Below are 13,620 nucleotides of genomic sequence, written 5' to 3'. Positions count from 1 at the left end.
TTATTCCCCTAAAGGATGGCGTTTACGGTAAACTTCATACATTAAAAGGGCAGCAGCAACGGAGGCATTAAGCGAGGTAACATGACCCACCATTGGCAAATGAATAAGAAAATCACATTTATCGCGGATAAGCCTCCCCATTCCTTTTCCTTCACTGCCAATGACCAGTCCAATCGGGAGCGTCCCGTCAAAAGTACGATAGTCTTCTTTCCCTTTTGCATCTGTTCCAGCGATCCACAATCCCCTGTCTTTTAGTTCATCAATTGTTTGGGCCATATTTGTGACCCTGACAACCGGGATATGTTCAATTGCTCCTGTCGATGCCTTAGCAACCGTTGCTGTTAATCCTACCGCCCTCCGTTTTGGAATAATAATTCCGTGAGCTCCCACGGCATCAGCAGTTCTCATGATCGACCCCAGGTTGTGGGGATCCTCGATTTCATCTAACAACAAAAAGAAAGGAGGCTCTTGTTTCTTTTCTGCGATAGCGAATAAATCGTCTAATTCTGCATACTGATATGCTGCAACATAGGCGACGACTCCCTGGTGATTCCCTGCAGAAATCTGATCCAGCTTTTTCTTTGGCACGAATTGCACGAGCACATTTGCCTCTTTCGCAAGCCTTGTGATTTGCTGCATCTGGCCCCGCTGAGATCCCTCTGCAATTAAAATTTTGTTAATTTCGCGTTCTGATTTAAGAGCTTCAATGACAGGGTTTTTCCCGATGATGAAATCCTGATTCATAAAGATGATCCTCCTTTCCCTGCCTCAACCAGGCGGAAGGCAGCTGTAATTATTTCCTCAAGCCGCTCTTCCTGTTTTGATAAAAATAAATATCCGATCAATGCTTCAAATGCCGTGCTGTACCTGTAGGTTTGCACGTCCGTATTTTTCGGCACTGTACCCGATTTCGCGTTTCTGCCTCTTTTCACAACGGCAACTTCATGGTCACTCAGTTCTCCGTTTTCAATAAGCTGATGAATAATCTGAGACTGTGCTTTTGCCGACACATATTTTGTTGCTTCTCTATGCAGCTGGTGAGGTTTTACCCTCCCGCTTTGTAAAAGGTGATATCTGACATATTGCTCAAAAACAGCATCGCCCATATAGGCTAGTGCAAGACTATTTAATTGGTTTTCGTCAATCCTATGATCATAGTCAAGCATGCTGTCAGCCTCTTTTCCATCTTGTCCCTTGCGGAGTATCTTCTAAAATAATATTCATATCTTTTAATTGATCACGAATTTGATCTGCAAGCTGGAAATCACGATTTTTGCGGGCTTGAATCCTTTGTTCGATTAATGCTTCGATTTCCTCATCAAGCAGTTCTTCTTTTTCAAGGGTTAAGCCAAGAACAGAAGATAACTCTTCAAATTCCTTCATAAAAGCATCAATTACTTCTTGTGATGTATTCTTTTCCAACAAATAGTAATTTGCCGCCTTTGACAGTTCAAATAAAACTGATATTCCGTTTGCTGTATTAAAATCATCATCCATTTCACGAATAAACTGTTCACGGAGCGACTTGATTTTATTAAACCATTCCTGATTATTCTCAGTCAGTCCAGTACTCGCATTTTTGCGGTGTTTTAAGTTTTGATAAGAGGTTTTTATCCTTTCCAATCCCGCTTTTGTATTTTCGAGCAATTCCTCGCTGTAGTTGATCGGGTTCCTGTAATGAACGGAGAGCATAAAAAACCGTAATACTTGCGGGTCATGTTTTTTAATAATATCATTCACTAACACAAAGTTTCCAAGAGATTTAGACATTTTTTCATTGTCGATATTAATATAACCGTTATGCATCCAATAGCGAGCAAATGTTTTTCCTGTGTAAGCTTCTGATTGGGCGATTTCATTTTCGTGATGCGGGAAAGTCAAGTCTTGTCCGCCTGCATGGATATCAATAGTATCTCCTAAATATTTCTTTACCATTGCAGAGCACTCAATATGCCAACCAGGACGTCCTTTCCCCCATGGGCTGTCCCAGAAAATTTCTCCTTCTTTGGCCGATTTCCAAAGAGCAAAATCAAGGGGATCCTGCTTTTTCTCTCCCACTTCAATTCGCGCCCCTGCACGAAGCTCGTCAATTGATTGGTGGGAAAGCTTGCCGTACCCATCAAACTTTCTTGTCCGGAAATAAACATCCCCTTCAGACTCATAAGCATAGCCTTTTTCAATTAAGGCGCTAATAAACTCAATGATGATATCCATGTTTTCCGTTACCCGCGGGTGCACATCAGCCTTTTTGCAGCCGAGGGCCGATACATCCTCGAAATATGCATTAATAAACCGTTCGGCCAGCGTTGGCACATCTTCTCCCAACTCATTAGCCGCTTTTATTATCTTGTCATCAACATCCGTAAAATTCGAAACGAATTGGACATCATACCCGCGAAACTGAAAATAACGGCGAACAGTGTCAAAAACAATTGCCGGCCGTGCGTTTCCGATATGAATATAGTTATATACTGTCGGTCCGCACACATACATTTTGACCTTTCCAGGTTCAAGCGGAACAAATTCTTCTTTCTTTCTAGTTAATGTATTATATATTTGAATTGGCATTTGCTTTACTCCTTTCTTTGGTGAGCTCTTCAAGGGCTTTTTTCAGTTTATTAATTTCTGTTTCCATTTCTTTAAACCGGTCTGCAATGGGATCTGGGACATTAGTATGGTCTAGATCTTTAACCCGGATTCCGTCTTTTACAACGACTCTTGCTTTCATCCCCACCACTGTGGAATTTGGCGGGACATCTTCAAGAACGACTGCTCCGGCTCCAATCTTTGCGTTTTCCCCGATTGTAATGGAGCCAAGAACTTTTGCTCCCGTTGCAATTAGCGCATTATCCTTTACAGTCGGGTGTCTTTTCCCTTTTTCCTTACCGGTTCCGCCAAGAGTTACTCCTTGGTACACAGTTACGTTATCTCCTATTTCACATGTTTCTCCAATAACAACACCCATACCGTGGTCGATGAAGAAACGACGTCCAATTTTTGCTCCAGGGTGGATTTCAATGCCGGTAAAAAAACGGCTGATTTGAGAAATGACTCTCGCAATAAAATAAAATTTCCGTTTATATAAAGCATGTGCAAGCCGATGAGCCCATATGGCGTGCAAGCCGGAATATGTTAAAATGACTTCCAGATAACTTCTCGCTGCCGGATCTTGATCAAAAACAACTTCTATATCTTCCTTTAATCTCTTAAACATTTGCTAACCTCCTTAACATCTAATTTTTTTATATGATATTTTTCAAAATTAAAAAAACGCCTCTGTTCAAACGACAGAGACGCTTTCACGCGCGGTTCCACTCTGTTTAAGCCGTACATACGGCTTCAACTCTCACCTGTTAACGGAAGGTTCCGCCCAAGTCTACTCATTTCAAACTAATTTTCGACATGGGGCTCAGAGGGGCATTTCAAAAAATGAGAGGCTTGAACCACTTTCAGCCGGTGATGGTTCTCTCTGTGAAGCATCATTTTTCTACTTGTCCTCTTCAACACTTTTGCTATATAGAATTACTCTTACTATATAACATTTTTTAAAATATGTTAACCGATAATCGCTTGCACACGAGCTTGAATTTTTTCTTTACCTAACAATTCAATTGTTTTTGGAAGATCAGGACCATGTGTTTGGCCGGTCACAGCCGCCCGAATTGGCATGAACAATTTTTTCCCTTTATGGCCTGTTGCTTTCTGCACAGCTTTAATCGCTGCTTTAATTTGATCCGCCTTAAACTCCTCGAGCTTTTCTACCTCTTCGGAAAAAGCTTTTAATACATCAGGGACTTGTTCTTCTGAGAGAACTGCCTTTGCTTCTTCCTCATATTCTACTTTCTCTTTAAAGAACAATTCCGTTAGCGGAACGATTTCTGCTCCATAGCTCATTTTTTCATGGTGTAAAGCAATGAGTTCCCGTGCCCATTGGCGCTCTTCATCGGTCATATTTTCAGGAAGACGGCCTGCTTTAATGAGATGCGGCAGCGACAGTTCAACCACTTTGTCCAAGTCTTGTTTTTTCATGTACTGATTGTTCATCCATGTAAGCTTCTGCTTATCGAACAGCGCCGGTGATTTGGATAAACGGCTCGGATCAAAAATCTTAATAAATTCTTCTTTCGTAAAGATTTCTTCTTCCCCGGATGGCGACCAGCCAAGCAAAGCAATAAAGTTAAATAGAGCCTCAGGTAAATATCCTAATTCTTCGTACTGTTCGATGAACTGGATAATCGACTCATCCCGTTTGCTGAGCTTTTTGCGGTTTTCATTGACAATCAAAGTCATATGCCCATATATAGGCGCTTCCCAGCCGAAAGCTTCAAATATCATTAATTGTTTAGGCGTGTTTGAAATATGGTCATCTCCGCGCAGAACGTGGGAAATTTCCATTAAATGATCGTCCACTGCCACAGCAAAGTTATATGTTGGCGTTCCGTCTTTTTTAACAATGACAAAATCACCAATTCCATCAGATTCGAAAGAAACACGGCCCTTGACCATATCATCAAAGGAATAAATTTTTCCTTCCGGTACTTTAAAGCGGATGCTCGGTTTGCGCCCTTCCTTTTCAAACTTTTCACGGTCTTCTTCTGTTAAATGGCGGCATTTGCCTGAATAACGAGGTGTTTCATTTTTTGCCACTTGAGCTTCCCTTTCCGCTTCAAGTTCCTCTTCTGTACAATAGCATTTATAAGCAAGACCTTTTTCTAAAAGTTGCTCGTAATACTTTTTGTAAATATCATTGCGCTCAGACTGGCGGTAAGGTCCGTATTCACCGCCGACATCTGTGCTTTCATCCCAGTCGATGCCTAGCCATTTTAAATATTTCAGCTGGCTTTGTTCGCCGCCTTCAATATTCCGTTTTTTATCCGTATCCTCAATTCGGATAATAAATTTTCCGCCTTTGTTTCTAGCAAATAAATAGTTAAACAAAGCTGTTCGGGCATTTCCTATATGTAAATGTCCAGTTGGACTCGGAGCATAACGCACGCGAATTTCTTTTGACACAAAGAGACCCTCCTAATAGTGAATTTAACTAGCTTATTGTAACACTCCATTTTTTCTTTATAAAGATGATGTAGGGAATTAGTTTTGTTTTTTCAATAGAACAACTGCCTGAGCCGCAATCCCTTCTTCTCTCCCAGTAAAGCCGAGCTTTTCAGTCGTTGTGGCTTTTACATTTACTTGATCAGGAGCTGCCTCAAGCAGCTCGGCAATCCTTTGCCGCATTTTTTCAATATACGGAGCCATTTTAGGCTTTTGGGCAATAATCGTACAATCCGCATTTACGAGCTCAAAGCCTTCTTGTTTTACAAGTTTCCACACTTCTTCAAGCAGCTTTGCTGAGTCTGCATCTTTAAAGGCTGGATCTGTATCCGGAAAGTGTTTCCCGATATCACCTGCACCGATTGCTCCTAAACAAGCATCCGCTACCGTATGCAAAAGCACATCTGCATCAGAGTGGCCGAGCAGCCCCTTTTCATAAGGGATTGTAATTCCACCTATAATAAGAGGGCGGCCTTCGGCGAATTGATGAACATCAAACCCCTGTCCTATACGAAACATATAAATTCTCCTTTTACAAAATGTCTGACTTTAGCCTTTTCGCTCCATATACTGTTTTTTTCGAAGGATTGCCTCTGCAAAAAACAAGTCCTCCGGTGTTGTAAGTTTAATATTATCATAACTGCCTTTTGTTACAGTAACCTTATATCCTAAACGCTCTACAAGGCTCGCATCATCTGTCCCAATAAACCCCTCGGCTTCCGCCTTGCGGTGCGCCTCGAGCAATAAGGAAATACGAAAAGCTTGTGGGGTCTGGACTGCCCACAAGCTGGAACGTTCGACGGTTTCCGTCACAGTGTTGCATTGCACTTTTTTAATTGTATCCTTAACCGGAACAGCAACGATCGCTGCTCCGGTCTCTTCAGCCATATCTGTCAGCCTGTGGATCGTCTCTATATCTATAAACGGCCTTGCAGCATCATGAACGAGAACAATTCCATTATCCGAAAGAGCTTTTAACCCGTTATAAACGCTATGTTGTCTTTCCGCTCCTCCGGGAACGATGGCTGTTACTTTTTTGATTTCGTGTTTCTGTATAAGAAAACGAAATTCTTTTTCATCCTGCGGATTAATCGATAACACGATTCCTTCGCATTTTCCATCCTCTTCAAAAACCTTTAACGTGTGAATCAGAACAGGAACATCATTTAATGTAAGAAGAAGCTTATTTTTCCCCGCTCCCATCCTTTTGCCTTGGCCGGCAGCAGGAATAATGACCCGATAAGCCATAGACTAACTCCTATCTTAGTATGTCTATTTGCAGCACCTAAAACCAAGGCGCTTTCTCATTTCCTTTTACAGTGCTTTTTCTAATAACTTAGGTTTTGCAAAAATCATTCGACCTGCAGAAGTTTGCAACACACTTGTCACAATGACATCAATGCGCTTGCCAATAAAATCACGGCCATCTTCAACAACAATCATCGTACCGTCATCTAAATAAGCAACCCCTTGTTTCTGCTCTTTACCATCTTTAATCACTTGAACACTTAATTCTTCGCCCGGCAGAACAACCGGTTTAACCGCGTTAGCAAGATCATTGATATTCAAAACAGAAACATTTTGCAATTCACATACTTTGTTTAGGTTAAAATCATTTGTAACGACAACGCCGTTTGTTATTTTTGCAAGCTTTACTAACTTGCTGTCAACTTCTTGGATTTCCTCAAAATCGCCTTCATAAATTTCAACTTTGATCGCCAGCTCTTTTTGAATGCGATTAAGAATATCCAGACCTCTCCTGCCCCTGTTTCGTTTCAGAACATCTGATGAATCAGCAATATGCTGGAGCTCTTCGAGGACGAACTGAGGGATGACAATAGTTCCCTCAAGGAACCCTGTCTGACAAATATCAGCAACACGGCCGTCGATGATGACACTTGTGTCCAATATTTTTAAAGTGCTGCTTTCCACTTTCTCAATTTCTTCATCAGGCCCTTTTTTCTTTTTATTTGAAAATAAGTTCAAAAGCTCATCCCGTTTTTTAAATCCAACCTGAAAACCTAGATATCCGAATAACAGCGTAAGTAAAATAGGTGCAACCGTATTAAGAATTGGGAATTGAATCGAATTTAAAGCAAAACCGATTAAAAATGCCACAACTAAACCAAAAACAAGGCCGACACTTCCAAAAATAATATCAGTAATCGGCGCCTTAATAAGAGAATCCTCTACCCATCGCACAAGCCCAATAACATAATCAACCGCCCAAAAAGTAACAAGATAAAATATAAGTGCACCTAGAATTGCAGATACATATGGATTATTAATAAGACGAATGTTATCAATGCTTACTAATGATAATAAATCAGGAATTAAAAAAATCCCAAGCGTCCCGCCTGTTATCAAAAAGCACGCCTGAACAATACGTTTTAACATTCCGTCACCTCCTTTTACTAATTATAAACAATTCCCTTAAATTGAAACGTATTATTGCAGATTATTTTCAATTTGTTAACTAATTGAAATAAAAAAGTTATTTTAATGATATTGGAAATTAGGAAACTTCCTCAACACTAGGGTAGCATCGGTAAAATAAAGTGTCAAATAATTTAAATTTTAATTCTAGCATATAAAAATAGTGAGATCAATGACAAACTTACAATTGCCTGTCGGCAAAAAGCTGGTCCTTTAACAGTTTGAGCCCTTCCTTAATTTTTCTTGCTCTTACCTCACCAATCCCTTCCACATCATCAAGCTCCTCAACAGTAGCATTGATAATTTCCGGGAGTTTCTCGAATCGTGTAATGAGATTTTCTATAATAATAGGCGGAAGCCGCTGAATTTTGCTCAGCATTCTATAACCTCTCGGAAAAATAATTTCATCTATATATACATAGCCAGTGTAGCCAAGCAGTTTTAAAATGGCTTGATCCTCGACAACTTCTCCCATGGACAATTCCTGAAGCCGGTGAAGAATTTCTTGAGTTTTCACTTCCCGATTATGGGCATAATCTTTTATGATAAGCATCGCTTCTTTTTCCATTTCAGTGAGCAATTCGTTCATTTGCAGTCGGATTAGCCGCCCTTCAGTTCCAAGTTCATTTACATACATTAACAATTCGTTTTTAATCCTTAACACCATTTCAAAGCGATGGATTACTTGTAGCACATCGCTGTATGTAACCAATTCCTCAAACTCAAGAATACTTAAATTCGCTATGCTTTGTTCAAGAACTGCTTTGTATTTTTCAAGAGTCTGAATCGCCTGATTTGCTTTCGTTAAAATAACGGCAATATCCCTTAAGGCATAACGGATGTTTCCATGATACAGCGTGATTACGTTTCTCCTTTGGGAAATAGCAATAACTAATGATTTCGTTTGTTTTGCTACTCTTTCTGCTGTCCGGTGCCGCATGCCAGTTTCGGTAGAAGGGATACTTGGATCAGGAGCAAGCAGTGCGTTCGCAATTAATATTTTGTTTCCCGTATCATTAAGAATAATTGCCCCGTCCATTTTGGCAAGTTCATATAAATAGCTGGGAGTAAAAGGGCAATGAATCTCAAAGCCCCCATCTACAATGTTTTTAACCTTATCATTGTAGCCCACGACGATAAGTCCACCGGTGTTGGCTCGAAGGACATTGTCAATTCCTTCTCGAATAGGTGTTCCTGGCGCCATAAACTCCAAGATTTCACTCAATGTCTTATCACTCAGCCGTTTGTTATCCATTCTCATCCCCCTAACGTAACTTGAAGTGCCTGGCTCACAGATGAAACTCCGACCAATTCGATGCCTTTCGGACCTTGCCATCCTCCGAGATTATTTTGCGGCAAAATCACTCTTTCAAAACCAAGTTTCGCTGCTTCCTGCACCCTTTGCTCAATCCTTGAAACTCGCCTTACTTCGCCTGTCAATCCGACTTCGCCTATAATACAATCCGTTGGTCTTGTCGGCTTGCCGCGAAAACTAGATGCAATGCTTATCGCTATTGCCAGATCAATAGCTGGCTCGTCAAGCTTTATTCCGCCAGCCACTTTTAAATACGCATCCTGGTTTTGAAGCAGCATTCCGACTCTTTTCTCAAGAACAGCCATTAAAAGCGGAACCCTGTTATGATCAATTCCTGTTGCCATCCGCCTTGGGATTCCGAAGCTCGAAGGTGAAATAAGCGCTTGAATTTCCACAAGTACCGGTCTCGTTCCTTCCATTGAAGCGACCACTGTAGAACCAGCTGCACCTTGAGACCGTTCTTCTAGAAAAATTTCCGACGGATTTTCAACTTCTTCAAGGCCAAATTCTTTCATCTCAAAAATACCCATTTCATTTGTCGAACCGAACCTGTTTTTGACTGCGCGTAATATGCGGTACGTATGGTGCCTCTCTCCTTCAAAATATAAAACGGTATCAACCATGTGTTCCAAAATGCGCGGACCTGCAATCGATCCTTCTTTTGTAACATGCCCCACAATAAATATAGCAATCCCTTTCGATTTCGCAATTCTCATCAATTCTGCCGTACACTCTCTTATTTGCGAAACGCTTCCAGGTGCTGAAGTAATTTCGGGGTGGAAAACCGTTTGGATTGAGTCAACAATAACAAAGCTTGGTGAAACATTTTCAATCGTTTTGCTTATTTCTTCAAGATTGGTTTCTGAATACACAAGCAAATTTTCAGAAGACACTCCAAGGCGATCCGCCCTAAGCTTTAGCTGGCGCAGCGATTCCTCTCCGGATACATATAAAACTTGATAACTTTTGGCAGCAAGCTGTGAAGATACTTGTAAAAGCAATGTTGATTTTCCTATTCCAGGATCCCCTCCGATTAATACTAAAGAACCTCTGACGATCCCACTTCCAAGAACCCTATTGAATTCATTTAGATCTGTTTGAATTCGCGGTTCACTTAAGGTTTCAATTGATGTAATCGGCGTAGCTTTTGAACTTGATGAAGTTCCGACAGAGTATGCGAAGGCCCCTCTTCTCCCTGTGCTGGCCGGTTCTACTTCCTCAACCATTTTGTTCCACTCACCGCAGCCCGGGCATTTGCCCATCCATTTCGGCGATTCATAGCCGCATTTCTGGCATATAAACTTCGTTTTTCGTTTTGCCATTAAATTTCTTCCTCTCTTAACATACCTTTCAACGTCCGCTTTTATGATTCATTTGCTCTTATTATATATCCTTTTGTAAAAAGAAAGAGATACACATAAAAATCTTTACGTGTATCTCTGTTTAAATGATTCATTTTTTATGAATTCGTTGTTGTAGTCGGTTCTGCAGTTTTAACGACAAACTCCCCATCTTCCACGTCGATTACAACATGTTGTCCGGTTAACACTGCCCCTTTGAGCAGTTCTTCGGATAATCGGTCTTCAATATGCTTTTGAATTGCCCTGCGCAACGGGCGTGCTCCATATTCCGGATCATATCCTTCTTCCGCAATTTTTTCTTTTGCTGCATCTGTTAATTCTAAGTGAATATCTTGTTCTTTCAAACGTTTCATTAATTGGTTGGCCATTAACGTAACAATTTCTCTTAAATGCTTTTTCTCTAAAGCATGGAACACAATAATTTCATCGATACGGTTAAGGAATTCAGGACGGAACGCTTTTTTCAGCTCTTCCATCACTTTTCCTTTCATATCTTTGTAGTCCTGTTCTCCATCTTGAATGTTAAATCCTACATACTTATTGCGCTTCAGCGCTTCCGCACCTACGTTGGATGTCATAATTAGCACAGTATTTCGAAAATCAACTGTCCGGCCTTTAGAATCAGTTAAACGGCCGTCTTCCAACACTTGCAGTAAGATGTTAAAGACATCCGGATGTGCTTTTTCAATTTCATCAAGAAGAATGACAGAGTATGGTTTTCTTCGAACTTTTTCTGTTAGCTGACCGCCTTCTTCATAACCTACATACCCTGGCGGCGAACCGACAAGACGGGAAGTTGAATGTTTCTCCATATACTCCGACATATCGATTCGGATCATTGCATCTTCATCACCGAACATGGCTTCAGCCAAAGCACGGGCAAGTTCTGTTTTCCCGACACCAGTGGGACCAAGGAAAATAAATGAACCAATTGGGCGTTTTGGATCCTTTAACCCCGCGCGGGCACGTCGAACAGCCTTAGAAATTGCCTTCACAGCTTCTTCCTGGCCAATAACTCGTGAGTGAAGGATTTCTTCAAGTTTTAGAAGTTTCTCTGTTTCTGTCTCTGCAAGCTTGGAAACAGGTATACCAGTCCAGCTTGATACGACACTTGCGATATCTTCCACCGTTACTTCGCTGTTCTCCTGTCCTTGCTTTTCTTTCCAGCTTTTCTTCGTTTCTTCGAGCTGTTCACGCAAACGTTGTTCTGTATCCCTTAATGAAGCAGCTTTTTCAAATTCCTGGCTTTGGACCGCTGCATCTTTTTCTTTTCTTACTTCTTCAAGCTTCATTTCTAGTTCTTTTAAATTCGGAGGTGTTGTGTAAGAACGCAGTCTTACTTTTGATCCTGCCTCATCAATTAGATCGATTGCTTTGTCCGGCAAGAAACGATCAGAAATATACCGATCTGACAGTTTCACGGCAGCGTCAATTGCTTCATCAGTAATGGATACACGGTGGTGTGCTTCATACCGATCACGGAGACCCTTTAATATTTGAATGGATTCTTCTGGCGTAGGTTCATCAACCATAATCGGCTGGAAGCGTCTCTCAAGAGCAGCATCTTTCTCAATGTACTTCCGATACTCGTCCAGCGTTGTTGCACCAATACATTGAAGTTCCCCGCGGGCTAATGAAGGCTTCAAAATGTTAGAGGCATCAATTGCGCCCTCTGCACCGCCGGCACCAATTAATGTATGCAGCTCATCAATAAATAAAATAATATTGCCGGCCTGGCGGATTTCATCCATTACTTTCTTTAAACGGTCCTCAAACTCGCCGCGGTATTTTGTTCCTGCTACCACTGTACCCATGTCAAGGGTCATAACCCGTTTGTCCCTTAAAATTTCAGGAACTTCATTATTGACAATTTGCTGGGCAAGACCTTCTGCAATCGCTGTCTTTCCGACACCTGGTTCACCTATTAATACCGGGTTGTTTTTTGTCCGGCGGCTTAACACTTCGATGACCCTTTGAATCTCTTTGCTTCGACCAATGACCGGATCCAAACTTCCTTCACGGGCAATTGCCGTTAGATCCCGGGCGAGACTGTCTAATGTAGGCGTATTGGCGCTGACAGCCGTACCGCTTTGATGCCCTCCTGATTCATTGCTGCCCAATAATTGAAGAACCTGCTGGCGGGCCTTATTAAGGCTTACGCCAAGATTATTTAAAACACGGGCTGCGACTCCTTCGCCTTCACGGATTAACCCCAATAATATATGTTCTGTCCCAACGTAAGAATGACCTAGTTTACGCGCTTCATCCATTGAAAGCTCAATCACTTTTTTCGCTCTTGGAGTGTAATGGATTGTCTGTGCCACTTCTTTTCCTGTTCCAATTAGGTTTTCTACCTCTTTTTGAATCTTTTCTGAACCAAGACCAAGAGCGTTCAGCGCTTTTGCAGCAATCCCTTCGCCTTCACGGACAAGACCTAACAAAATATGCTCTGTGCCAATATTATTGTGCCCTAAACGGATGGCTTCTTCCTGTGCTAATGCAAGAACCTTCTGAGCTCTTTCTGTAAAACGTCCAAACATCATATGGTCATCCTCCTTACTTTTCTCAATTTTCCATTGTTAATCTTTCTCTAATTAAAGCAGCTCTGCGAATATCCCGTTCATCAGGCCGTAAAGGACCTCCCGCATATTGTTGCAGAAATCCAGGCTGCGTTAAAATCATCAATTCATTCAATATCTTTTTGGACAGGTTCTTAATATAGCCCATATCAATTCCGAGTCTGACATCCGAAAGGCATCGAGCCGCCTCTTTTGATTCAATAATCCTGCTGTTGGCCAGAATTCCGTAAGATCGGAATACCCTGTCTTCTAATTGTATGTTTGAAGTTTTCGCTAATGCTTCTCTTGCTGACCTTTCCTGCGAAATTAACTGTCTGACAACACTTTTTAGATCTTCTACAATATCATGTTCAGATTTTCCAAGTGTGATTTGGTTTGATATTTGAAAAATATTTCCTAATGCTTCGCTTCCTTCACCATATATTCCTCTTACCACTAAACCTAGCTGGTTAATCGCAGGAATGATTCGATTTATCTGCTGAGTTAAAACAAGTGCCGGCAAATGCATCATTACAGAGGCTCTAATTCCAGTCCCAACATTTGTTGGACAGCTTGTTAAATATCCTTTATTTTCATCAAAAGCATAATCTACATGTTCCTCCATCCAATCATCGACCTCATTGGCTATATTAAGAGCTTCGGTTAGCTGAAGGCCGGGAAATAAACATTGGATGCGGATATGATCCTCTTCATTAATCATGATGCTGACTTCCTCATTTTCAGATAACATGCAAGCTCCGTGATTTGAATGTTCAGCAAGATGAGGGCTTATGAGATGCTTTTCTACCAAAACTCTTTTTTGAAGCGGCTGTAATTCATCCATTTTTAAAAGCTCTAACTTTCCTATTTGTCCCGGGGAGCCTTTGCTCGCTTGTTC

12 protein-coding genes and 1 other annotated feature (1 of these 13 only partly in view) are annotated in these 13,620 nt (G+C 41.3%); all 12 genes read right to left on the bottom strand.

Annotation, left to right across the window (positions count from 1 at the left end):
- Positions 1–744, bottom strand: a complete 744-nt coding sequence (rlmB, locus tag BMMGA3_RS00610) for a 23S rRNA (guanosine(2251)-2'-O)-methyltransferase RlmB (protein WP_003348653.1) — start codon at positions 742–744, stop codon at positions 1–3.
- Positions 741–1,166 (bottom strand): Mini-ribonuclease 3, encoded by a 426-nt coding sequence (locus BMMGA3_RS00605; protein WP_003348654.1) that lies wholly within the window; start codon positions 1,164–1,166, stop codon positions 741–743. Before BMMGA3_RS00605 ends, rlmB begins: the two co-directional genes overlap by 4 nt.
- Before the next feature lie 4 nt (positions 1,167–1,170).
- Positions 1,171–2,568 carry a cysteine--tRNA ligase gene (cysS, locus tag BMMGA3_RS00600; RefSeq protein WP_003348655.1) on the bottom strand — a complete coding sequence of 466 codons (1,398 nt, stop codon included), beginning with the start codon at positions 2,566–2,568 and terminating at the stop codon, positions 1,171–1,173.
- Complete coding sequence (cysE, locus tag BMMGA3_RS00595; protein WP_003348656.1) at positions 2,549–3,214, bottom strand: serine O-acetyltransferase; 666 nt, start codon at positions 3,212–3,214, stop codon at positions 2,549–2,551. Before cysE ends, cysS begins: the two co-directional genes overlap by 20 nt.
- Positions 3,215–3,286: 72 nt before the next feature.
- Positions 3,287–3,513, bottom strand: a binding site (T-box leader).
- A gap of 42 nt (positions 3,514–3,555) precedes the next feature.
- Entirely contained in the window at positions 3,556–5,013 is a 1,458-nt protein-coding gene (gltX, locus tag BMMGA3_RS00590; RefSeq protein WP_003348657.1) for a glutamate--tRNA ligase, read from the bottom strand.
- Between the two features lie 78 nt (positions 5,014–5,091).
- Positions 5,092–5,571 (bottom strand): 2-C-methyl-D-erythritol 2,4-cyclodiphosphate synthase, encoded by a 480-nt coding sequence (gene ispF / locus BMMGA3_RS00585; RefSeq protein WP_003348659.1) that lies wholly within the window; start codon positions 5,569–5,571, stop codon positions 5,092–5,094.
- Between the two features lie 30 nt (positions 5,572–5,601).
- Positions 5,602–6,300, bottom strand: a complete 699-nt coding sequence (gene ispD / locus BMMGA3_RS00580; RefSeq protein WP_003348661.1) for a 2-C-methyl-D-erythritol 4-phosphate cytidylyltransferase — start codon at positions 6,298–6,300, stop codon at positions 5,602–5,604.
- Positions 6,301–6,366: 66 nt separating this feature from the next.
- Positions 6,367–7,449, bottom strand: a complete 1,083-nt coding sequence (locus BMMGA3_RS00575) for a PIN/TRAM domain-containing protein (protein ID WP_003348663.1) — start codon at positions 7,447–7,449, stop codon at positions 6,367–6,369.
- A gap of 220 nt (positions 7,450–7,669) precedes the next feature.
- Positions 7,670–8,743, bottom strand: coding sequence for a DNA integrity scanning diadenylate cyclase DisA (disA, locus tag BMMGA3_RS00570; protein ID WP_003348665.1), 1,074 nt, complete (start codon positions 8,741–8,743; stop codon positions 7,670–7,672).
- 2 nt (positions 8,744–8,745) lie between these two features.
- Positions 8,746–10,125, bottom strand: coding sequence for a DNA repair protein RadA (gene radA, locus BMMGA3_RS00565; protein ID WP_003348667.1), 1,380 nt, complete (start codon positions 10,123–10,125; stop codon positions 8,746–8,748).
- 137 nt (positions 10,126–10,262) lie between these two features.
- Positions 10,263–12,707 (bottom strand): ATP-dependent protease ATP-binding subunit ClpC, encoded by a 2,445-nt coding sequence (gene clpC, locus BMMGA3_RS00560; RefSeq protein ID WP_003348669.1) that lies wholly within the window; start codon positions 12,705–12,707, stop codon positions 10,263–10,265.
- A gap of 22 nt (positions 12,708–12,729) precedes the next feature.
- Positions 12,730–13,620, bottom strand: the 3' portion of a protein-coding gene (locus tag BMMGA3_RS00555) for a protein-arginine kinase McsB (protein WP_003348671.1). Its footprint extends 174 nt past the window's final position; 891 of the gene's 1,065 nt are visible here — the last part of the coding sequence; its start codon lies off the right edge, out of view; it ends in the stop codon at positions 12,730–12,732.

It is taken from the genome of Bacillus methanolicus MGA3 (genome assembly GCF_000724485.1).
GTDB classification, from domain to species: Bacteria; Bacillota; Bacilli; order Bacillales; family Cytobacillaceae; genus Bacillus_Z; species Bacillus_Z methanolicus_A.
Note: the sequence above shows the minus strand (reverse complement) of the source record. Positions and strands in the feature narration are given on the sequence as shown.

What these genes read in the sequence shown, in the direction of transcription:
- rlmB (WP_003348653.1), bottom strand. Translation starts at nt 744, where the DNA reads ATGAATCAGGATTTCATCATCGGGAAAAACCCTGTCATTGAAGCTCTT.
- BMMGA3_RS00605 (WP_003348654.1), bottom strand. Translation starts at nt 1,166, where the DNA reads ATGCTTGACTATGATCATAGGATTGACGAAAACCAATTAAATAGTCTT.
- cysS (WP_003348655.1), bottom strand. Translation starts at nt 2,568, where the DNA reads ATGCCAATTCAAATATATAATACATTAACTAGAAAGAAAGAAGAATTT.
- cysE (WP_003348656.1), bottom strand. Translation starts at nt 3,214, where the DNA reads ATGTTTAAGAGATTAAAGGAAGATATAGAAGTTGTTTTTGATCAAGAT.
- ispF (WP_003348659.1), bottom strand. Translation starts at nt 5,571, where the DNA reads ATGTTTCGTATAGGACAGGGGTTTGATGTTCATCAATTCGCCGAAGGC.
- ispD (WP_003348661.1), bottom strand. Translation starts at nt 6,300, where the DNA reads ATGGCTTATCGGGTCATTATTCCTGCTGCCGGCCAAGGCAAAAGGATG.
- BMMGA3_RS00575 (WP_003348663.1), bottom strand. Translation starts at nt 7,449, where the DNA reads ATGTTAAAACGTATTGTTCAGGCGTGCTTTTTGATAACAGGCGGGACG.
- disA (WP_003348665.1), bottom strand. Translation starts at nt 8,743, where the DNA reads ATGGATAACAAACGGCTGAGTGATAAGACATTGAGTGAAATCTTGGAG.
- radA (WP_003348667.1), bottom strand. Translation starts at nt 10,125, where the DNA reads ATGGCAAAACGAAAAACGAAGTTTATATGCCAGAAATGCGGCTATGAA.
- clpC (WP_003348669.1), bottom strand. Translation starts at nt 12,707, where the DNA reads ATGATGTTTGGACGTTTTACAGAAAGAGCTCAGAAGGTTCTTGCATTA.